Raw genomic sequence first — 20898 nt, 5'->3', positions numbered from 1 at the left:
GGGATCGGGGGTCACCGCGCGGCGGATCGCACGGCGAGGTTCGCCCGCCGGGCCACCGCGAAGTCGAGCTTACGGACGCGGCGGTCGTAGGTGAGGAAGCCGTTGACTTCCTTCTCGACGTCGGTGAGCTGCGTGTAGACGGCGGCGGACAGGCCGCGGCGGACCACTGTGGCGAGCTGCTGCTGAAGCTCGACGTAACGCCTGGTCAAGGCGGCGCTGTCGGGTTCCAGTTCGTAGGCGAAGCTGCCTGACGGGTCGAACTCGTGGCCGCGGACCCTCAGGCCCAGGCCGCCGTACTCCCCGTCGACGGTGGCGCGGACCGGGTCCGGCGGTGGGGTGCCGGGGCCGGGGTAGGTGTGGTCGTCGAGGAGGTCACCGTGGCCGGTGTCGGGTTGGGAGCGGCAGCAGTTGACGCCGGACTCGGCGTCGACGAGGCGCGTGGGGTCCCAGGCGGCGATCTCGTCGGCGACGCGGGCGACGTCGAAGTCGCCCCAGCCCTCGTTGAAGGGGACCCACGTGACGATGGACGGGAACGAGCGGTGCTGGTCGATCACGTGGTGCAGCTCGGTCTCGAAGTTCGCGCGGGCCTGGGGCGTCGGGGTGACGTTCTCCGGCATCGCCGGCATGTCCTGCCAGACGAGGAGGCCGAGGCGGTCGGCGTGGTAGTACCAGCGGTCGGGTTCGACCTTCAGGTGCTTGCGGACCATGGTGAAGCCGAGGGCCTTTTCCTGCTGCAGATCGAATTCCAGGGCGGCGTCGGTGGGGGCGGTGTAGAGGCCGTCGGGCCAGAAGCCCTGGTCGAGCGGGCCGAGCTGGACGAACGGCTTGCCGTTGAGGAGGAGGCGGTGGTTTTCGACCGCGATCGAGCGGAGGCCGAAGTAGGAGCCGACGGTGTCCCCTGTGGACAGTGTGACGCGCAGGTCGTAGAGGAACGGGTCGTCGGGCGACCACAGGTGGGGGTGGCCGACGGTGAACGTGAGGGGGTGGCCGGCGGTGCCTTCGGCCTGGGCGACGACGTGGCCGTGGTCGGAGGCGGTGACTCGGAAGGGCGTGCCGTCGGCGCCTTGGACGGTGAGGGTGACCTCGCCGGTTGCAGGGTTCGAAGTGGTGTCCACGCGGGTGATGTGCACCGGCGCCACGGGTTCGAGCCACACCGTCTGCCAGATTCCGGACGACGGGGTGTAGAAGACTCCGGCGCCTGGCGCGCGTTGTTTGCCGAGCGGTTGCCCGTTTCCGGTCGGGTCCGTGACGCCGACGACGAGTTCCTGCGGGCCGGTGGTCAGGGCGTCGGTGATGTCGGCGGTGAAGGAGTCGTAGCCGCCGGTGTGGTGGGTGACTTCGTGGCCGTTGACGTAGACGGTGGCGTCGTGGTCGACGGCCTGGAAGTGCAGCACAGTCCGTCGGGAGCGCCAGGATTCGGGGATGTCGAAGGTGCGGCGGTACCACATGCGGGTCTCGTGGCGCATGATGCCGGACAGTGACGATTCGACGGGGTAGGGGACGAGGATCTGTTCCCTCAGCTGCCGTCCGAAGGGTGGCTCGACGGTGTGGGCCGGTTCGAATTCCCAGACGCCGTTGAGGTTCTGCCACGCGTCGCGGGTGAGCTGCGGGCGCGGGTACTCGGGCAAGGCGTTGGTGGGGGAGACGGCGTCCGTCCACGGTGTACTCAACGGTGGCGTCTCTCGGTGCCACTGCGGCTGCGCGACGGGGGGCACGCCGGAAAGCCCGAACAACAGCACCGCGAGAACTACGGCAGGACGCACCATCGTCGGAACCTCCGGGTCACTTGATGATCATCTCTACCGGGCGCGCCCGCCGATGTAAATCGCTCAGTCCGGCAAGACCAGCCGAACGGCCAACACGACGATCACGGCGCTCGACACCAGCGTCGTCCCCAACCGCCCACGACGGCCGGCGAGCACACGGCCCAGCACCACGCCGCCACCCGCGAGCAGCAGCTGCCAGCTCGCCGACGCGACGAACGCGGCCAGCGCGAACACCGCGCCCGACGCCGTACCGCCGACCACGAGGGCGGTGAAGTACACGATCGTCGCCGGATTCAGCAGGGTGAGGCCGAGGAAACTCACGTACGCGCGCACTGGTCCTGGCGGCGCGGCCTCGGCTTCGGGCGTTTCGCCGGTGCGGTACCTCCGCCACCCGCCTACCGCGGTGTGCGTCGCGAGCGCCACGAGCGCCACCACCGACGCCCACCGCAACGGCCCCGCGACCGGCGCCAGCGCCGGCGCGAGCGCCGCCCCACCGCTCACCGCGACGACGGCATAGACCCCATCCGCACTGGCCACCCCGAGCGCCCCCGCCGCGGCGACCCGCACCGACGTCCGCGCCGCCAGCCCCACCAGCACCGCCCCGACCGCCCCTACCGGCACGGCGATCCCGTACCCCGCGAGCGCCCCGGCGACCACCGCCGCCGTCACGACCGTGCCCGATCACACCCCCGTGGCGCGCACTGCTGCCCACGCCGCACCCGAACGGCGGCGATCGGCGTGGCGTGCGGTGCGGTGGTTGCGGTCATGTCGGGAAGCCTGACCCCGGGTAGGTCGGGGGGCAACCGATTTTCATCGCTCGGGGACAGCCGAGCGCGAAGAACCGGAGATCGTTGCCGTGTGGGCTTTCCTCGGTCGCCGTATCACCGCTTCGGCCAGTGCCACGAAGGCCGATCCAACCGCCCCTGTCCGGAAAGGACAGTCGCGCCGAAGTCCTTCTCCAGTTCCAGCAGAGCGGCGCCCGTGGAGTCCAAGGCGCGCACCAGAGGCTGCGAGTGCGACACCACCACCAGCTGGGTCCGGCGCGCCGCCCGGGTGATCAGCGCCGCGAGCGCCGGGAGGAGTTCCGGGTGCAGGCTTGTCTCGGGTTCGTTCAGCACCAGCAGTTCCGGCGGCCGCGGGCTCAGCAACGCGGCGACCCACAGCAGATACCGCAACGTCCCGTCCGAAAGCTCGGCCGCCGTGAGTGGCCGAAGCAACCCGTGTTGCTGAAAACGCAGCTCGAAGCGCCCGTCGGCCGACGTGATGTCCACTGTGGCGCGCGGAAAGGCGTCCTGAACCGCCGACTCCAACGCGGCCGCGTCGCCGAACTCCTGGATCGTGCGCAGTGCCGCCGCGAGGTCGGCGCCGTCGTGGTCGAGGACGGGGGTGCGGGTGCCGATGCGGGATTCGCGGGCCGGGGCGGTGGCGTCGGTGCGGAAGTGGTCGTAGAAGCGCCATGCGCGGATGCGTTCGCGCAGCACGAGGAGTTCCGGAGCGGGGAAGGAGCTGAGCATGCTGTCCGTGAGTCCGATGGGCTGCGGTTCGGAGGGCCACGCGCCGGTGGCGTCGCGAAGGCGCAGGGTGGGGCCGGCGCGGTCGGCGAGGAGGGTGCGTGAAGAAAACACCGGGCCGGACCACACGCATTCGCGTTTGAACTCCGGGTCGAGGGAGAACATCGACGGGCCGGGTCTCGGCAAGCCCAGGTCCAGGGCGTAGCCGAACTCGTCGCCGGAGAACCCCAGCCGCAGGCCGACCGGCTGGGTGCGGCGCGTGCCCTGCACGGGAGAGCGCCCGGAACGGACCGCGCGACCGATCGCCTCCGGGCCGGCCCACAGCGTGGACGGTAAGCCGCCTTCGCGGGCCAAAGCGGCGACGGCGCCGTTGTGCGCGGCGTCGGCCAGCAAGCGCAGGGCGCGGTAGAGGCTCGACTTCCCGCTGCCGTTCGCGCCGGTCACCACGGTCAGCTCCGACAGCGGCAGCACCAGATCACGCAACGACCGGTAGTTCTCCACGGCAAGGGTTTTCAGCACCCGGCCGACGTTATCCGCCGCCACCGACAGATAACGATCGTGACTACGAAGCGCCCAACCCCGGGTGCTCTCACCTGCGGCTCTCACCGTCAGTTGCCGAATTAATTCTGCCCGTGTTCGCGCCCACTGGACTCCGGGCCCTATTCGTCAGATCTTTGTCCGCGACCTCGTTGACACCACCGAAGCGCGAGGTAAGAATTTCGTTTCACATATCCTATAGGATTCGCGATCCGGAAGAGGTGTCTGTGGTGGCAGCGAGGCGAAAGGTCGTGGTCCCGGCATGCGGGACGGCGATCTGTCGCCGCCCCCGGCCGGTCAGCGCTTCGCGAAGAACGCCGTCAACGAGTGACTTTTCGCGCCAGGACCTCCGATGTCTGGGCGCGCTCAGTGACTGAAGCCCACCCCGAAGTGGCTGAAGTCAGCAGGAACGCCGGGCGGCGCGCGGGCCGTCCGGTGCCAAGGTCCGACCTCGAAGGAGTGGTCATGCCAACATCGGGCAGAACCGGGACACGGAAATTCGCCGTGCTCACCGGGATCGCGGCCTCGGTGCTGACGCTTTCGGCGATCCAGATCCCCGCCTCCGCCGCACCCGCGGCTCCCACCCAGAACAGCACCGGCACCCAGATCGCCCAAAAGCCATACCTGGGCTGGAGCAGCTGGAGCCTCGAGTCCACGAACTACCCCGGCGTGAACCCGACCGGCGGTGGCAGCTGGCTCAACGAAGCACACGTGCTGCAGCAGGCCGACATCCTGGCGGCGAAGTTCAAGCAGCACGGCTACGAGTACGTGAACATCGACGCCGGCTGGGTCGGCTCCTTCGACCAGTACGGCCGCCCCGTCGTCGACGCGAAGAAATTCCCCGACGGCATGAAGTACGTTGCGGACTACGTGCACAAGAAGGGCCTCAAGCTCGGCTCCTACCTCGCGGTCGGCCTGGACCTCAAGGCCTACAACGACGGCAACTCGCCGATCTTCGGCACCACCGACTGCCACACGCGCGACCTGGTCTACCCCGACCTGCGCCAGACCAGCGGCTGGGACAACCAGTCGTACCAGATCAACTTCGCCAGCCCCTGCGCCCAGGCCTACATCCAGTCCGAGGCCGACGTGCTCGCCGGCTTCGGCGTCGACTTCCTCAAGCTCGACGGCGTCGGCCCGGGTTCGTTCAAGGGGGACGCGGCGCACGACAACACCCCCGACGTGAAGGCCTGGTCCGCCGCGCTGAAGAAGACCGGCCGGTCCATGCAGTTCGTGCTGTCGTGGTCCCTGTCGCACAACCAGATCGACACCTGGAAGGCCAACTCCAACGGCTGGCGCATCGACACCGACGTCGAGTGCTACTGCGACACCCTCGTCACCTGGAACAACTCGGTGAAGGGCCGCTGGAACGACGTCGTGCAGTACATCCCCGACGCCGGCCCGGGCCACTGGAACAACCTCGACTCCCTCGACGTCGGCAGCGGCAAGATGGACGGCATCACCGAGGCCGAGCGCCAGAGCTACATGACGCTGTGGGCGATCGAGTCGGCGCCGCTCTACCTGGGTGACGACCTCACGCAGCTCGACGACTACGGCACCAAGCTGCTCACCAACGACGAGGTCATCGCCGTGGACCAGGCCGGCGTTCCCGCCAAGCCCGTGAGCCAGAAGAGCGACCAGCAGGTCTGGTACGCCCGCAACGCCGACGGCAGCTACACGGTCGCGCTGTTCAACCTCGGCTCCGCTCCGACGTCCGTCACCGCGAACTTCGGCGACTTCGGCCTCACCGGCACGGCCAAGGCCCATGACCTCTGGAGCCACCAGGACCTGGGGCTGAGCAACGGTTCCTTCACCGCGACCCTGCCCGTCCACGGCTCGAAGCTGCTGCGCCTGACCCCGGCCAACCCGGTGCAGGTCTCGGCTCCCGCCGTGGTTCACGGCACCGCTTCGACCCCGACCAGCGTCTCGCTGGCCTGGGACGCGTCGGCCAGCAAGCTCGCCCCGGTGACCGGCTACGACGTGTTCGCCGGCGGCCACAAGGTCGCCTCGAGCAACGGGACCGGCACGACCGTCAACGGCCTCAAGCCCTCGACGTCGTACACGTTCACGGTGGTCGCCCACGACCGCTTCGGCCGCAGCTCCGCCGCGAGCACCGCGGTGTCCTACGTGACGCCTGCGGCTTCCGGCCCGATCGTCTACGAGGCGGAGAACGGCAGCCCCGGCGGTGGCGCGACGGTGTACGACTGCACCTGCTCGGGCGGCAAGAAGGTCGGCTACCTCGGCGGGTCCGGCGTGCTGACCATGAACAACATCAAGGTCGCCGCCGAGGGCACGTACCTGGTGAAGCTCGGTTACGTCGACGGTGACACCAGCCGCTCCGCCGTGGTCACGGTCAACGGCAGCTCGTTCCGGCTGCCCGCCCCGGGCACGAACGACAACGACTGGAACACCGCACGCACGATCACGGTGCCGATCTACCTGATGGCCGGCAACAACCAGGTCATCTTCGGCAACCCGAGCGACAGCGTGTTCGACGTGGACCAGCTGACCGTCTGACAACCCCGTGAGCGGCGGTGAGAGCCGCCACTCACGGACACGAGTGAGGAGACGCCGTGGTGGTGACCACGCACAACAACAGCCTTCCCGTGCGAGGCGCCACCGCGGCGTCCCGTGTGGACAGACCGCGTAGGACCCGGCCCGGCGCGGCCGCGCACCGGAACGACGCCAAGATCGCGTGGCTGCTCGTGCTGCCCGCCATCCTCGGGTTCGGCGTGTTCTTCGCCTACCCGACCATCCGCGGCATCTACCTGAGCTTCACCGAGTTCCACGTGCTGTCCGCTCCGAAGTGGATCGGCCTGGCCAACTTCATCGAGCTCATCGCCGACGGCGTGTTCTGGAAATCGCTGCTCGTCACGATCTACTTCGTGGTGCTGTCGGTGGTCCTGGGCATGCTCGTGTCGCTGCTGACCGCCGTGATCCTGCATCGGCTCGCGGCCTCCACGACCGTGCGCGGCCTGATGATCCTGCCGTTCCTGATCTCCGGTGTGGTCACGGCGCTCACGTGGTCGCTGATGCTCGACCCGAGCCTCGGCATCCTCAACGTGCTGATCACCAAGATCTTCGGCCACCCCGTGCTGTTCCTCGGCTCCGGCGGCTGGGCCGTGCCGACGCTGGCGGCGATCAATGTGTGGAAGTCCATGGGCTACAACGCGGTGCTGATCTTCGCGGGCCTGCAGACGATCCCGGCCACGATCTACGAGGCCGGCCGCATCGACGGCGCGAGCGAGGTGCAGATGTTCCGCCGCCTCACGATCCCGCTGCTGCGCCCGATCCTCGTGATGGTCGTGATCCTCACGGTGATCAGCTCGTTCCAGATCTTCGACATCGTGGCCGTGACCACGCAGGGTGGGCCGGAGAACGCGTCCAACGTGCTGCAGATGTACATCTACAACAAGGCGTTCCGCCAGTTCGACTTCGGCTACGCGGCCACGATGTCCCTGGCGTTGTTCGTCCTCCTCATCGCCATCACGTTCACGCAGCTGCGCATGGCGCGCGCAGGCGAATCCGACACGAACTAGGGCAGGGACATGGTTACGCTGACTCGACCGGCATCCGCCCGCACACGCAAACGCGTGTCCGTCGGCCGAATCATTGCCTGGGCCTACGTCGCGGTGATCCTGTTGATCACGATCTTCCCGTTCTACTGGATGCTGCGCACCGCACTGTCCAACAACTACTCGCTCTCCACCGACCCGTGGTCGTTCTTCCCGGTCGACTTCACCTTCGGCGCATTCAAGCGAGCGCTCGGGCTCGCGTCACCGGCGGAAGCCGCGGCGCAGGGCGGTTCCGGCGCGTCGCTCGGCCTGACGCTGGCGCTGCGCAACTCGATCATCTACGCGGCCCTGCTCACCGTGTGCACGGTGTTCTTCTCCGCCATCGCGGCCTACGCCTTCGCGCGGCTGCACTGGCGTGGGCGCAACACCGTGTTCTCGATCCTGCTCACCGCACTGATGGTGCCGCAGGTGCTCACGCTGCTGCCGAACTTCGTGCTGGTGAAGGACCTGGGCCTGCTCAACACGTTCGCCGGCCTGGTGCTGCCCAACGCGTTCTTCTCGGCGTTCAACATCTTCTTCCTGCGCCAGTTCATGCTCGGGCTCTCGACGGAGATCGAGGAAGCCGCGATCATCGACGGCGCCGGACCCTTGCGCGTGTGTTTCCGGATCGTGCTGCCGATGTGCTCGGCGCCGATCGCGACGCTCGCGTTGCTGACCTTCATCAACACCTGGAACGACTACTTCTGGCCACTGCTCGTTTCCTCCGACACGTCCACGAGCCCGCTGACGCTCGCGCTGGCGGTGTTCAAGCAGTCGTCGCCGCAGGAGGCACTCGACTGGTCGGGCCTGATGGCCGCGACCATCATCGCGGCGCTGCCGATGCTGCTCGTGTTCATGGTGTTCGGCAGGCGGATCGTGAACTCCATCGGGTTCACCGGGCTCAAGTGAGAGAACTGCTGTGACGAACGAAGATCTGTGCCTCGGCTGGGCCGCGCCCGCGGTCGAGTGGACCGAGGCGAGCCCCGTGGGCAACGGCCGGCTCGGCGCAATGGTGTTCGGCGGTGCCGGCCGCGCCCGTGTGCAGCTCAACGACGCGACGGTCTGGTCCGGAACTCCCGCGGGCCCGGTCGACGCGCTGGCGGACGTCGTTGCCGCCGGCGCCGGACCGCAGCGGCTGACGGAGGTCCGCGAGGCCGTGCGGGTGCGCGACTACCGCCGGGCCGAAGCGTTGCTCATGTCGTTCGAAGGGCCGTACAGCCAGGAGTTCCTGCCGTGGGGCGACGTCTGGGTGACGCTGCCGGACGGCGAGAGCCACGGTCGTCAGCTCAACCTGGCCAACGGTGTGGTCACCGAACGGTTGTCCCTCGGCGGGACCACTGTGGACCGCGCGGTGTGGGCGAGCCGGCCCGCCGGTGCTCTGGTGATTTCCCTGACGGCGTCGGCATCTGTCGACCTCGGCGTGGAGTTGAGCACGCCACTGCGTGAGGTGACCCGGATCGTCGAGGAGAGCGGGATCACGCTCGGGATCGAGCTGCCCGTGGACGCCGCGCCCAAGCACGAACCGGAGGTCGCCGAGCCGCTGCGGTACGCCGACCGGGCTCGCCCTGGTTACGACCCGTTCGGCGCACTCGCGCTACGGCTCGACACCGACGGCACCGTGTCCACCGTGGACGGTGCGCTCAGGGTGGCCGGAGCGACCCGGTTGCTGCTCACGGTGTCCAGCTCTACCAACGCCGCCGACGTCTGGACCGGCACGGCACCCCGTTCCCGCGAACGGCATCAGGCCGTGGCCGCCGGAACCGCCGCGACCGCGTTGGCCGAAGGCGCCGACGAGCTGCTGCGCGCGCACGAAGCCGACCTCCGGCCATTGCTCGCGGCGGCGAGCCTGCAGTTCGGGCACCACCGCGCGGGCACCTACGACGTGGCTGCCGACATCCTGTCCGGAAAGGACGAACAGCTCACCGCCACGGTGATGTTCGCCTACGGCCGCTACCTGCTGGCCACGTCGTCCCGCCCAGGTGCGCCGCCCGCGAACCTCCAGGGCATCTGGAACGAAGAGCTGCGCCCGGCGTGGTCGTCGAACTACACCGTGAACATCAACACCGAGATGAACTACTGGGCCGCCGAGACGACCGGGCTCGGCGAGTGCCACACACCGCTGTTCGACCTGCTGGGCAAGCTCGCCGTGACCGGCGCCGACGTCGCCCGTGAGCTCTACGGCGCCCGCGGCTGGGTCACCCACCACAACACGGACCCGTGGGGCTGGGCGCTGCCGGTGGGCATGGGCCACGGCAACCCGTCGTGGGCGATCTGGCAGATGGGTGGCGCCTGGCTCGTCCAGCACGCCTGGGACCACTACGACTTCACGCGTGACACCGCGTTCCTGCGCGAGACGGCCTGGCCGCTGCTCAAGGGCTGCGCCGAGTTCTGCCTCGACTGGCTCACCGAGGGCCCGGACGGCTTCCTCGACACGATCCCGTCGACGTCGCCCGAGAACCTGTTCGTCTCCGAAGCCGGCGAGCCCGAGTCGCTGACCTGGTCGGTCACGATGGACACGGCGCTGACCCGCGCGGTCTTCTCGCGCACGCTCGCGGCGGCCGAAGCGCTCGGTATCGAGCACCCGGTAGCGGCCGAGATCACCGCGGCGTTGCCGCGCCTGCGTCCGCTGCGCGCGACCGACGGCGGCTGGCTCGCGGAGTGGGCCGAGGACCTGCCCGAGCAAGATCCGAAGCACCGGCACATGTCCCAGATGATCGCGGTCTATCCGCTCGGCCACATCACCGCCGGCACGGAGCTGGGCGCGGCCGCGACCGCGTTGCTGGACCGTCGCGGCTCGGGCGCGATGGGCTGGTCGTGGGCGTGGAAGATCGCGCTGCGCGCCCGGCTCGGCGACGGGGACACCGCGCGCTCGCTGCTTTCCGAGGCGACGCAGCCGTTCACCGGCGACCGGCACCGCGACGCGCCCGTGGACGGCTCCGAGTGGGGCGGGCTGCTGCCCAACCTGTTCAGCACCCACCCGCCGTTCCAGATCGACGGCAACTACGGCTTCCCGGCCGGCCTGGCGGAACTCGTGGTGCGGAGCCATGCCGGCGCGATCGACCTGCTGCCCGCGTTGCCCTCGGTGTGGCCGGACGGCACGGCGCACGGGCTCAGGGCTCGCGGCGGGCTGGCGGTGGACTTGTCCTGGCAGGCCGGGAAGGTCGTGTCGGCGAGGGTGACGCGGCTGTCCGGTGAGGCCGGCGACGACGTCGTGGTCCGATGGCCGGGTGGCGGCACGACGCTCAGGGTCGCCGTCGGTGAAGTGTCCGAACTGGACGGTGAGTTCTGATGTTGACCGATCTGCCTCTTGCGCAGCTGCGTACGTACACCAGCGCCTACCAAGCCCCGGAAGACTTCGACGAGTTCTGGCGGGAGACCCTCGCGGAAGCGGCGAAGTACGAGATCGACGTGACCGTGACGCCGGTCGAGACCGCGCTGCGGACACTCGACGTGTTCGAGGTGACCTACGCCGGCTTCGGCGGCCACCCTATCCACGCCTGGCTGCGCGTGCCCAGGAACCAGCCCGGTCCGTTGCCCGCTGTCGTGCAGTTCCACGGCTACGGCAGCGGCCGCGGCAGCGCGCTCGAAGAGCTGGTCTGGGCTTCGGCGGGCTACGCGCAGCTGCAGATCGACGTCCGCGGCCAGGGCGGCGCCCACGCGGGCGGCACGACCGGCGACCCGGTGGGCAGCGGCCCGTCGTTCCCGGGGTTCCTGACCCGCGGGATCGAAAGCCGCGAAACGTACTTCTACCGTCGCGTGTTCACCGACGCGGCCCGGGCGGTGGAGGCCGCGCGGGCGCTCGACGTCGTCGACGCGGACCGGGTCGCCGTGGTGGGTAACAGCCAGGGCGGCGGGATCGCCCTGGCCGCGGCGGCACTCGTGCCCGACGTCGCGGCGCTGTACGCGCAGGCGCCGTTCCTGTGCGACCTCCGGCGCGCATCGCTGATCGCGGGCAAAGCGCCCTACACCGAGCTCGCCGGTTACCTGGCCACACAACGGCATGAGGTCGACCGCACGTTCGAGGTGCTGTCCTATTTCGACGGTGTCGGCTTCGCGAGCCGCGCCACCGCCCCGGCGCACTTCTCGATCGGGCTGATGGACGACGTCGTCCCTCCGTCGACGGTTTTCGGCGCCTACAACGCTTATCGCGGCCGGAAGCACCTCGACGTGTGGGAGTACAACGGGCACGAGGCCGGTGGGGGCCAGGACCTCGAGAACGTGCTGGCCACGTTCGCGCCGCTGCTCAAGCCGGGCAGCTGAGAGTCAATCTGTTTCCAGAGTTCTGAAATCCCCCAGGTTTGAATTCCCAGTTCGAATTCCCCAGTTTGGATTCCACAGTGGAGTGGAGAAGCGTCCCGAGTGGGCGCGGAAGCGAGGAAACCCATGAAGATCCGCACTTGGGCCGCCACCGGGTTGGCGGCGGTGCTCGGAGCAGTGCTGGCCGGTTGCGGCGGTGGTTCGGCCGACGCCGGCGGCAACACCGTGAACTGGTGGACCTGGGACGATCACCAGGCCGCCGCCTACCAGGTGTGCGCCGATGCCTTCCAGAAGGCCAACCCCGGCACCACGGTGAAGATCTCCCAATACACCGTGGCGGACTACTTCACGAAGCTCACCGCCGGCTTCGTCGCGGGCACCGCGCCCGACGCGTTCCAGGACAGCGTGCAGTACCTGCAGGCCTACGCGAGCCAGCACCAGCTGCTGCCGCTCGACGACTACATCAAGAAGGACAACTTCGACCTCAAGAAGTTCTCCGTGGGCGTCGACTCGTGGAAGTTCACCGACGGCAAGCAGTACGGCCTGCCGCTCGATTGGGCGTCGGCCGGTCTCTACTACAACACCGACGCCCTCACCAAGGCCGGCTACACCGCCGCCGAAGTGCAGAACCTCAGCTGGAACCCCGACGACGGCGGCACGTTCGACAAGATGGTGGCGCACCTGACCATCGACAAGTTGGGCGTGCGCGGCGACCAGCCGGGCTTCGACAAGAACAACGTCGCCACCTACGGCATGGGCCAGCTCGCGGCGAAGGACTTCATCGGCCAGGTGACCTTCAGCGCGTTCGCCTCGACGCTGGGCTGGCGCCTCGGTGACAAGCCGGAGTGGCCGACGAAGTTCAACTACAGCGACCCGCGGTTCGTCAAGACCGTGAACTACATCCGCACGCTCACCGACCGCGGCCTCGCGCCGAAGATCGGCACGTTCACCACTGGCGGTGGCCAGTCCACCGTCAGCGACGCCGACCTGATCGGCTCGGGCAAGGTCGCCATGGAGCTCTCGGGTTCCTGGTCCGCGCCGAGCTTCGCGAAGCTGCCGGGCGTGAAGATCGGGATCGCCGCCCCGCCCACCGGGCCCGACGGCAAGACCCGCGCCCTGACCTCGAACTCCAACGGCAACACGATCTGGGCCGGCACCAAGAACCCCGACCTGACCTGGAAGTGGGTCTCGTACATGGGCTCGCAGGAGTGCCAGACGGCGGCGTCGAAGACGGGCACGTTCTTCCCGTCGATCCCGGCCTCGATGGACGCGACCACCGCCGCGATGAAGCCGCAGGGCGTGGACCTGTCGGTGTTCACCGCGATGCTGAAGAACCGCTCGCTCTACCCGGCCGAGGTGTACGCCAACGGCGCCGCCGTGCAGGCCGCGGAGGAGCCGCTGCTCGAGTCGTTCTACTCGCACAACCGTAACGACGAAGTGTTCCCCGACATGGAGAAGCAGAGCGTTTCGCTGCTCGCCAAGAGCTAGGAACGCCCGGGAGTCAGGAGTGAGGACATGTCCAGCCCTACGGTGGTCGGCCTGCGGGCCGCCGGCACGAGTTTCGCCGTGGAACTCGGCCGGCCGGTGCCGCGCGTGCTGCACTGGGGCGCCGACCTCGGCGAACTGTCCGAAGTGGAGGCTGAGGCACTGCGGCTGACCGCCGGGGGCGCGGTGCTCAACAACGCGCCCGACGTGCCCCGCCCGTTTTCTGTGTGGCCGACGGAAGCCGAAACGTGGTCCGGCACCCCCGCGGTGTCGGGCCACGCCGCCGGCCGCGGCGCGGTGCCGCGGCCGGTGCTGCGGGGCTTTTCCCAGGACGACGCCGCGTTGACGCTGGAGCTCACCGACGCGTCGTCCGGGCTGGACGTGGCGCTGACCTACCGGCTGACCCCTTCGGGGGTGCTGGAGGTCGCGACCAAGGTGACCCGCCACGGGGACGCGGGCGCCGAACCGTACGACCTCGCCGGGGTGGTGGCCGTGCTGCCGCTGCCCCGGCGGGCCGCGGAGGTGCTCGACTTCACGGGCAAGTGGTGCCGGGAACGCAGCCCGCAGCGGCTGCCGTTGGCGTTCGGCGGCCACGTGCGCGAGGTGCGCCGTGGCAAGCCGGGCGCGGACTCCCCGTACCTGCTCACTGTCGGTGAGCCCGGGTTTTCCTTCGCCTCAGGGGAAGTCTGGGGTATGCACGTGGCGTGGAGCGGCGACCAGAAGTGGTTCGCCGAGCAGCTGCCCGAAGGCGCGGGCGTGCACGCGAGCGTGCTCGGCGGCGGTGAGCTGCTGCGGCCGGGTGAGGTCCGGCTCGCGGCGGGGGAGTCGTACGTGGCTCCCGTGGTGTGTTTCGCCTGGTCGGACGAGGGACTCGACGGGCTCGCCGCCCGGTTCCACGCGTACCACCGCGCGCGGGCCACGCACACGGGCAAACCGCGGCCGCTGTCGTTGAACACGTGGGAGGCCGTGTACTTCGAGCACGACCTCGACCGCCTGCTGGAGCTCACGGAGCTGGCCGCGAAGGTCGGCGTGGAACGGCTCGTGCTCGACGACGGCTGGTTCCGCGGCCGGCGCGACGACACCGTGGGCCTCGGCGACTGGACCGTCGACCGCGCCGTGTGGCCGCAGGGCCTCACGCCGCTGGTGGAACGCGTGCACGCGCTGGGGATGGAGTTCGGGCTGTGGGTCGAGCCGGAGATGGTGAACCTCGACTCCGACACCGCCCGGGAGCACCCTTCGTGGATTCTCGGGCCCGCTGAGCTGGGCGCGCCTTCGCGCAACCAGTACACGCTGAACATCGCCCACCCCGAGGCGTACCAGTACCTGCTGGGCTCGCTCGACGCGCTGGTGGGCGAGTACGGCGTCGACTACCTCAAGTGGGACCACAACCGCGAGCTGCACGAGGCCTACGACCGGGTCACGGGCCGCGCGGGCTCGCGCGCGCAGACGCTGGCGCTGTACCGGCTGCTCGACGAGCTGCGGCTCCGCCATCCGCGGCTGGAGATCGAGAGCTGCGCGAGCGGCGGCGGCCGCGTCGACCTGGGGATCCTGGGCCGGACCGATCGCGTGTGGGCGTCGGACTGCATCGACCCGCTGGAGCGGCAGGCGATCCAGCGCTGGACCGCGCAGCTGATCCCGCCGGAGGTGATCGGCTCACATGTCGGCGCGGAGCGCGGCCACACCACCGCGCGCGTGACGGAGCTGTCGTTCCGGCTGGCCACGGCGTTGTTCGGGCACGCCGGGATCGAAGCCGACCTCACACGCAGCACGCCGGAGGAGCTGGCGGCGTTCACGGCGTGGGCGCAGCTGTACAAGGAGTTCCGGCCGCTGCTGCACGGAGGGCGCGTGGTTCGCGCGGACCTGCCGGACGCCGACGCCTACCTGCACGGCGTGGTTTCGCAGACGCGTGCGCTGTTCTGCTGGGCCCGGTTGGCGACGGGCGCGGCGGGACAGCCCGGACGCGTGCGGCTGCCGGGACTGGACCCGTCGCGGCTGTATCGCGTGCGGGTGCGGACCGACGCCGGGCTGCCGTCGTTGCGGGAAGTGGCGGCGCCGGAGTGGTTCACGCGAGCAGTCGACGGGCCGGTGGAACTGCCGGGCAGTGTGCTCACGGTGGCCGGCCTGCCGATGCCGGTGCTCGATCCGGCGCAGGCGCTGCTGTTGGACCTGTCCACTGTGGACAGGTCATGAAGCTGGGCGCGGAGCGCGGGCTCGTCGCGCTGCCGGCCCGGCAGGTGCTCGCCGACGGCGTCTACGAGCAGCTCCGCGCCCTCATCATGAACGACGGCATCGCGCCCGGCGCCCGCGTGAACATCGACGAGATCGCGCGGGAGCTGGGTGTCTCGGGCACGCCGGTGCGGGAAGCGTTGGCGCGCCTGGAATCCGAGAAAATGGTGAGCCGCCTGCCGTTGCGCGGCTACCGCGTGACCGAGCTGCTGAGCCGCCGCGAGGTCGACGACGTGTACTCGCTGCGGATGCTGCTGGAGCCGCCGAGTGCCGGGCTCGCCGCGAAGGCGATGTCGGACGAGCATTCGGCGGCGTTGCGCGCGGAGCTGGCGACGTGTCCCGCCGCGCCCGCGCATGACGCGTACAGCGACTACAAGGCGCTGACTGCGCATGACGCGCGGCTGCACGAGCTCGTGCTGCGCATCGCGGGCAACGCCGCGGTGGAGCAGGCGTTCGCGCGCACCCACTGCCACCTGCATTTCTTCCGGCTCAACTACAACCAGCCGTTCGGCGAGCAGACGATCTCGGAGCACCGCGACATCGTCGAGGCCCTCGTGTCGGGCAGCGCGGTGGCGGCGCGCAAGGCGATGGCCGCGCACCTTGAAGTGGCGCGCGACCGGCTGTTGTCCCGCATGTGAGCACCCCAATGTGGCGTTCGGTGCGTTCAACGCACCGAACGCCACATTGGGGCGCTTCGGGCGTGGGGTCAGTGCGTGAGGACGGGCAGCGTCTCGTAGATGCGCTGCTGCGGTCCGCCGGCGCCCAGTGTGCGGAAACCGTTGGCCCACAGTGAGTTCACGCGGGAGCGTTCCTGCGCGTTGGGGTTGGCGTTGGTGCACGACGGGCCGGGGCCGCCACCGGACATCAGTTCGGAGCAGGGGCCGGAGTAGTGGTCGGGCAGGCCGAGCACGTGGCCGGTTTCGTGGGCGGCGATGCGGGTGTTGTCGTACTTCTCGGCCTGGGCGTAGTCGATGAAGACGGTGCCGGTGCCGTGGCCGTCGCTCTGGGCGTAGGAGCCGCGCGGGTCGTTGCCCTCGACGTAGCGCAGCGAGGCGCCCGAAGAGTGTTCGACCAGATTGACGTTGGTGACCGAGCGGTTCCAGTTGGCCGCACCGGCGTTGATTGCCGCGCGGAAGGTCGGCGCGCCGGAGGTGCTGTAGTACACCGTGGTGACGGCCGCGGCCTGGCCGGCGGCGGCTGTGGCGGCGGTGGCCGTGCCCGCGACGAGCGGGGCGGCGGCGACGGCCAGGGCGATGGCGCCGGACAGCAAGAACTTCCTCGACATCGGAAAGCTCCTCGGGTGGATGAGGGGAGTTTTGCCTGATTTGCGCGCGCTGCACCGAATCTAGGCAATCAAGCCCCGTTTGTGACCCGACCTTCGTACTGTCCGGAAAGTGGTGATTTACCAACACCATCCACGGGTTGACTCAGGCGACGGGTTCGGCCAGCGGCACCTGCTCGTGCGTGTCCTTCTCGAATCGGCGCAGTTCCGCCCGGTTCACGTCGCCGCCGCAGTGGTCGCACTTCTCGCCGGGACGCGTGAGCTCGCCGCACGGGGTGTGGACCAGCAGCATCGGCTCGCCCGGGGCGGGCGAGCGCGTGTAGGTGTCGCCCCAGGCACCCAGCGCGTGGATCACCGGCAGCGTGTCGGCGCCGGCCTGGGTGAGGCGGTACTCGTCGCGGGTGCGGCCACCGTCACGGTAGGGGACGCGCGTCATCAGGCCGGTCTCGACCATCCGCGCGAGCCGCGACGACAGCACGTTGTCCGCGATGCCGAGGCGATTGCGGAAGCCGTCGAAGCGCGTGGTGCCCGCATGGGCGTCGCGCAGGATCACCAGCGTCCACGGCTCGCCGAGCACGTCCGCGCCGCGGGCGATGGGGCAGGGCGTGCCTTCCCAGCTTGACCGTCGGCCCATGGTTTCCTCCCATGCTGGCTTGCTTAGAGCAAGTTTAACCCGTAGTGTCGGCGACGGCTAGCTTGCAAATAACAAGTCAGGTGTGTTGGGAGTGGGTTTGATGGAGATCAAGGGTTCTGTCGCGCTGGTGACGGGGGCGAACCGCGGGCTGGGCCGGGAGCTGGCCGCTGCCCTGCTGGAGCGCGGGGCGGCAAAGGTCTACGCCGCGGTGCGCCGCCCGGAAACGGTCGACCTGCCGGGTGTCGTGCCACTCGCGGTCGACGTCACCGACCCGGCCTCGATCCAGGCCGCCGCCTCGGCGGCGGGCGACGTGACGCTGTTGATCAACAACGCCGGCGTCTCCACGGGCGCGTCGTTCCTCGACGGTTCGCTCGACGACGTCCGGCTCGAGATGGAGACGCACTACTTCGGCCCGCTGGAGACGGCACGCGCCTTCGCTCCCGTGCTGGCCCGCAACGGCGGCGGCGCGATCCTGAACATCCTCTCGGTGCTGTCGTGGTTCACCGCGCCCAACGTGAACGCGTACTCCGCCGGCAAAGCGGCGGGCCTCCAGCTGACCAACGGCCTGCGCCTCGCCCTGCACGACCAGGGCACGCTCGTCACGGCCCTGCACGTCGGCTACATGGACACGGACATGGCGGCGGACATCGCAGCCCCCAAGTCGGACCCGGCGTCGATCGCCGCGCTGGCCCTGGACGGTCTGGAAAAGGGTGACTTCGAGATCGTTGCGGACGACGTGAGCCGCGCCGTGCGGGCGAGCCTGTCGGGAGACATCGCGGGGCAGTACCCGCAGCTGGTTTCCTGACTTCGGGTTCGCCTCTCCGGTTCCTGGCTTCGCGAAACACCGCGCCCCTGGCGGCCTTGTGGGCTGCCAGGGGCGCGGTGTTTTTCGTGGCGGGCTTAGTGGCCGCCGTCTGCTGGGGGCTGGTCGCCACCGCCGGGGTTGGCGTCGGCGTTCGCGTTGGCCCAGCCGGTTTCGGCTGTTTTCTGGATGTCGAGCATCTGCTTCATGATCTCCTGGCCGCCCTTGACCGGCCACGCCCACATTTCCTTGGCGCTGTCGGAGTCGGCGACCCACTGCTTCAGGATCGAGAAGGCCTGGGGGTGGTTCGCCTTCAGCTGGTTCTCGAGGTACTTGTACTTGGCGTAGGCGTCCGGCTGGTGCTGCTTCAGCCAATCCTCGTGCGCCTTCGTCCACGGCGTCTTGGGCGGCTGGTTCGCCGGCGGCGGCGTCGCGTCGTCGCCGTGGTGACTGCCTTGGGAGGCGGCGTCGTCCCCGTGGTGGCTGCCGGGCGGGGTGCCGTCGTCGCCATGGTGGCTGCTGCCCGGAGGCGTGCCGTCGTCCCCGTGGTGGCTGCCCTGGGTGCCGCCGTGGCTGCTGTCGGAGGCGGCGTCATCCCCGTGATGACTGCCCTGAGTGCCGCCGTGGCTGCTGTCCGATGCTGCGTCGTCTCCGTGGTGGCTGGCCTGGTTGCCCGCGGTCGAGGCGGCGTCGTCGCCGGAATGGCTGCCCGGGGGCGGGACGTCGTCCTTGGGCGGGACGGGCGGCGGCACGTCGTCACCCGAGTGGCTGCCGGGCGGAGGCGTGGCCGCGTCGTCGCCGGAGTGGCTGCCGGGCGGAGGCGTGGCCGCGTCGTCGCCGGAGTGGCTGCCGGGCGGAGGGGTCGCGGCGTCGTCGCCGGAGTGCGTTGCCGGCGGCGGGACGTCGTCCTTCGGGGGCACGGGGGGCGGCACGTCGTCGCCCGAGTGGCTGCTCGGCGGCGGGGTCGCTGCGTCGTCGCCGCTGTGCGTTGCGGGCGGAGGCGTGGCGGCGTCGTCCCCGGAATGGGTTGCCGGCGGGGGCACGTCGTCCTTCGGCGGGACGGGCGGTGGGACGTCGTCGCCGGCGTGTGAGGCCGGGGGCGGTGTGGCGGCGTCGTCGCCGGAGTGGGTTGCCGGGGGCGGGACGTCGTCCTTGGGTGGGACCGGCGGCGGAGTTGCGGCGTCGTCGCCGGCGTGGGTGGGCGGCGGAGGCGTGGCGGCGTCGTCGCCGGAGTGGGCGGCGTTGCCGGAACCGCTGCCCGAGCCTGAGCCGCTGCCTGAACCGCTGCCTGAACCGCCGCCGCTGGTGGGCGGGGGCACGTCGTCCTTGGGCGGGACCGGCGGTGGCACGTCGTCGCCGGCGTGTGAAGCCGGGGGCGGGGTGGCGGCGTCGTCGCCGCTGTGGGTCGGGGGTGGAGGTGTGGCGGCGTCGTCGCTGGCGTGGGTGGGCGGCGGAGGCGTCGCGGCATCGTCGCCGGCGTGGGTGCCGCTGCCAGAGCCGCTGCCCGAGCCCGAGCCACTACCCGAGCCCGAGCCAGAACCACCCGCAGGCGGCGGCACCTCATCCTTCGGCGGCACCGGCGGCGGAGTAGCCGCATCGTCACCACTGTGCGCGCCCGAAGACCCAGCGCCGCCACCCGCGCCGCCGCGGTTGGGGACCGGGCCCAGGGGGATGTCGTCACCGGCATGGGCGCCGCCGCCGGCGGCGCCGCTCGCGCCGGGGCGGGTCTTGAGGCTCTTGACGACGTTGCCGATGCGCGCGGCCGAGCGGGTGGCTTGCGCGACGACCGCGGCGAGCTTCGCGCCGAGCGAGGTGGCGGTGAGCGTCGCCTGCGCGACGCACCAGCCGACGCCCGCGACGATCGACGCGCCGAACGTCGGGATGGCGGCCGCCAGAGCGATGAGCATCGTGGAGATCATGTCGCCCAGCACCGTGGTGATGAGGTCGCGGAACAGACCCCGCACGGCGGCGATGATGGCCATGTTCGTCTGGATCAGGTACGCCACGATGTCGGTGCCGTGGGCCTTGCTGTCCAGGTCGGCGGCGAGCTCCTGCATGCGCTGCCGGAACGTGTCGGCGGCGCTGCCCTGCCATTCCTTGATGGCACCGTCCAAAGAGGACTTCTGGTCCTCGCCGATCTGCCGGATGGTCTCGGCGATCGTGTGCACTTCCTGGCTCAGCAGCTGGATCTGGTCCGGGTCGCCCATCAGCATGTCGAGCGGCTCGCGCAGGAAGCTCACGTGCTCGATCAGCCAGCCGAGCCCCGCGGAGATCAGGCTGCCCAGCGGGTTGAGCGCGAACTTCACCGTGTCCACGGCCGAAGCCACCACACCGAGCCCGATCGAGACGCCCAGGGCCGCCTTGTCGGAGTCGTCGGCGGTCTTCATGTCTTCGCAGCTCTTGATGAGGAACGAGTACGAGTCGAGGACTCCCGCACCGGAGAACTTGTTGGAGTCGGTGATCACCACTCCGGCGCCGAAGTCGGGCTTGGCGTTCGGGTCGAACGTCGTGGTCACGTCGGGGTCCCCGCTGTCGTGATGGCCTGCGCGTGGTTGGTTTCCGTGGTGCGGTACTGGTCCGCGGCCGTGCGCGTGTTGTTGGCCTGGTCGGTGATCGCCTTCGCGGCGCCGTTGACCTGGTCGTGCAGCACACCGAGCGCGATGCGCGTCGGGATCCCCAGCACCTGGCCGACGACCACGCCGAACGCGTTGATGTCGCCGCCGTTGACCTCTTGGATGCGGTTGGCCGCGGTCGTCACCTTGCCGCCGCGGTCATCCAGACCACTCGCGTACGTCGTCAGCACGTCGGGTTCGACGGTGTACCCGTCCATCAGCGCATCTCCCT

General features: G+C 69.9%; 16 protein-coding genes. 9 read left to right on the top strand and 7 right to left on the bottom strand.

Annotated features, from left to right (window positions below):
• Positions 1 to 11: 11 nt before the first annotated feature.
• The 3 genes from QRX50_RS00995 to QRX50_RS00985 all read right to left on the bottom strand — a co-directional run bounded on the left by QRX50_RS00995 (position 12) and on the right by QRX50_RS00985 (position 3796).
• Positions 12 to 1766, bottom strand: coding sequence for a glycoside hydrolase family 2 protein (locus QRX50_RS00995; protein WP_285970115.1), 1755 nt, complete (start codon positions 1764 to 1766; stop codon positions 12 to 14).
• Between the two features lie 63 nt (positions 1767 to 1829).
• The gene (locus QRX50_RS00990) at positions 1830 to 2435 is read right to left on the bottom strand and encodes a LysE family transporter (RefSeq protein WP_285970114.1); all 606 of its coding nucleotides are present in this window, start codon (positions 2433 to 2435) and stop codon (positions 1830 to 1832) included.
• A 212-nt stretch (positions 2436 to 2647) separates the two neighbouring features.
• Positions 2648 to 3796 (bottom strand): AAA family ATPase, encoded by a 1149-nt coding sequence (locus QRX50_RS00985; protein ID WP_285970113.1) that lies wholly within the window; start codon positions 3794 to 3796, stop codon positions 2648 to 2650.
• Positions 3797 to 4318: 522 nt separating this feature from the next.
• On the opposite strand from QRX50_RS00985, the gene QRX50_RS00980 reads away from it, so the two are divergent.
• The 8 genes from QRX50_RS00980 to QRX50_RS00945 all read left to right on the top strand — a co-directional run bounded on the left by QRX50_RS00980 (position 4319) and on the right by QRX50_RS00945 (position 15974).
• Entirely contained in the window at positions 4319 to 6331 is a 2013-nt protein-coding gene (locus tag QRX50_RS00980) for a fibronectin type III domain-containing protein (RefSeq protein WP_285970112.1), read from the top strand.
• 56 nt (positions 6332 to 6387) lie between these two features.
• Positions 6388 to 7353 (top strand): carbohydrate ABC transporter permease, encoded by a 966-nt coding sequence (locus tag QRX50_RS00975; protein WP_285970111.1) that lies wholly within the window; start codon positions 6388 to 6390, stop codon positions 7351 to 7353.
• Positions 7354 to 7407: 54 nt separating this feature from the next.
• Complete coding sequence (locus QRX50_RS00970) at positions 7408 to 8277, top strand: carbohydrate ABC transporter permease (RefSeq protein ID WP_285970110.1); 870 nt, start codon at positions 7408 to 7410, stop codon at positions 8275 to 8277.
• A 10-nt stretch (positions 8278 to 8287) separates the two neighbouring features.
• Positions 8288 to 10657 carry a glycoside hydrolase family 95 protein gene (locus QRX50_RS00965; protein ID WP_285970109.1) on the top strand — a complete coding sequence of 790 codons (2370 nt, stop codon included), beginning with the start codon at positions 8288 to 8290 and terminating at the stop codon, positions 10655 to 10657.
• Positions 10657 to 11628, top strand: coding sequence for an acetylxylan esterase (locus tag QRX50_RS00960; RefSeq protein WP_285970108.1), 972 nt, complete (start codon positions 10657 to 10659; stop codon positions 11626 to 11628). Before QRX50_RS00965 ends, QRX50_RS00960 begins: the two co-directional genes overlap by 1 nt.
• A gap of 123 nt (positions 11629 to 11751) precedes the next feature.
• Positions 11752 to 13113 carry an ABC transporter substrate-binding protein gene (locus QRX50_RS00955; RefSeq protein WP_285970107.1) on the top strand — a complete coding sequence of 454 codons (1362 nt, stop codon included), beginning with the start codon at positions 11752 to 11754 and terminating at the stop codon, positions 13111 to 13113.
• A gap of 27 nt (positions 13114 to 13140) precedes the next feature.
• Entirely contained in the window at positions 13141 to 15300 is a 2160-nt protein-coding gene (locus QRX50_RS00950) for an alpha-galactosidase (RefSeq protein WP_285970106.1), read from the top strand.
• On the top strand, positions 15297 to 15974 hold the full coding sequence (locus tag QRX50_RS00945) for a GntR family transcriptional regulator (RefSeq protein WP_285970105.1): 678 nt from the start codon (positions 15297 to 15299) through the stop codon (positions 15972 to 15974). Before QRX50_RS00950 ends, QRX50_RS00945 begins: the two co-directional genes overlap by 4 nt.
• Before the next feature lie 68 nt (positions 15975 to 16042).
• Here the strand turns inward: QRX50_RS00945 and QRX50_RS00940 are convergent, their stop codons facing one another.
• Together QRX50_RS00940 and QRX50_RS00935 are read right to left on the bottom strand one after the other, a co-directional pair.
• Positions 16043 to 16621: a snapalysin family zinc-dependent metalloprotease gene (locus QRX50_RS00940; protein ID WP_285970104.1), complete on the bottom strand. Its 579-nt coding sequence runs from the start codon at positions 16619 to 16621 to the stop codon at positions 16043 to 16045.
• A gap of 142 nt (positions 16622 to 16763) precedes the next feature.
• Complete coding sequence (locus tag QRX50_RS00935) at positions 16764 to 17252, bottom strand: winged helix-turn-helix transcriptional regulator (protein ID WP_285970103.1); 489 nt, start codon at positions 17250 to 17252, stop codon at positions 16764 to 16766.
• Between the two features lie 100 nt (positions 17253 to 17352).
• On the opposite strand from QRX50_RS00935, the gene QRX50_RS00930 reads away from it, so the two are divergent.
• Positions 17353 to 18057: an SDR family oxidoreductase gene (locus tag QRX50_RS00930; RefSeq protein WP_285970102.1), complete on the top strand. Its 705-nt coding sequence runs from the start codon at positions 17353 to 17355 to the stop codon at positions 18055 to 18057.
• A gap of 95 nt (positions 18058 to 18152) precedes the next feature.
• Here the strand turns inward: QRX50_RS00930 and QRX50_RS00925 are convergent, their stop codons facing one another.
• A complete protein-coding gene (locus QRX50_RS00925; RefSeq protein ID WP_285970101.1) occupies positions 18153 to 20570 on the bottom strand; it encodes a hypothetical protein in 2418 nt (805 codons plus the stop codon).
• Positions 20567 to 20884, bottom strand: coding sequence for a type VII secretion target (locus QRX50_RS00920; protein ID WP_285970100.1), 318 nt, complete (start codon positions 20882 to 20884; stop codon positions 20567 to 20569). Before QRX50_RS00920 ends, QRX50_RS00925 begins: the two co-directional genes overlap by 4 nt.
• Between the last annotated feature and the right edge of the window lie 14 nt (positions 20885 to 20898).

Source organism: Amycolatopsis sp. 2-15 (assembly GCF_030285625.1).
In the GTDB taxonomy this organism is placed as follows: domain Bacteria; phylum Actinomycetota; class Actinomycetes; order Mycobacteriales; family Pseudonocardiaceae; genus Amycolatopsis; species Amycolatopsis carbonis.
This window is presented reverse-complemented; position numbering and strand designations above follow the sequence as displayed.

Excerpts from the sequence above, each read along its gene's own strand:
- QRX50_RS00995 (WP_285970115.1), bottom strand. The coding sequence starts at position 1,766 with ATGGTGCGTCCTGCCGTAGTTCTCGCGGTGCTGTTGTTCGGGCTTTCC.
- QRX50_RS00945 (WP_285970105.1), top strand. The coding sequence starts at position 15,297 with ATGAAGCTGGGCGCGGAGCGCGGGCTCGTCGCGCTGCCGGCCCGGCAG.
- QRX50_RS00920 (WP_285970100.1), bottom strand. The coding sequence starts at position 20,884 with ATGGACGGGTACACCGTCGAACCCGACGTGCTGACGACGTACGCGAGT.
- QRX50_RS00950 (WP_285970106.1), top strand. The coding sequence starts at position 13,141 with ATGTCCAGCCCTACGGTGGTCGGCCTGCGGGCCGCCGGCACGAGTTTC.
- QRX50_RS00955 (WP_285970107.1), top strand. The coding sequence starts at position 11,752 with ATGAAGATCCGCACTTGGGCCGCCACCGGGTTGGCGGCGGTGCTCGGA.
- QRX50_RS00940 (WP_285970104.1), bottom strand. The coding sequence starts at position 16,621 with ATGTCGAGGAAGTTCTTGCTGTCCGGCGCCATCGCCCTGGCCGTCGCC.
- QRX50_RS00930 (WP_285970102.1), top strand. The coding sequence starts at position 17,353 with ATGGAGATCAAGGGTTCTGTCGCGCTGGTGACGGGGGCGAACCGCGGG.
- QRX50_RS00935 (WP_285970103.1), bottom strand. The coding sequence starts at position 17,252 with ATGGGCCGACGGTCAAGCTGGGAAGGCACGCCCTGCCCCATCGCCCGC.
- QRX50_RS00960 (WP_285970108.1), top strand. The coding sequence starts at position 10,657 with ATGTTGACCGATCTGCCTCTTGCGCAGCTGCGTACGTACACCAGCGCC.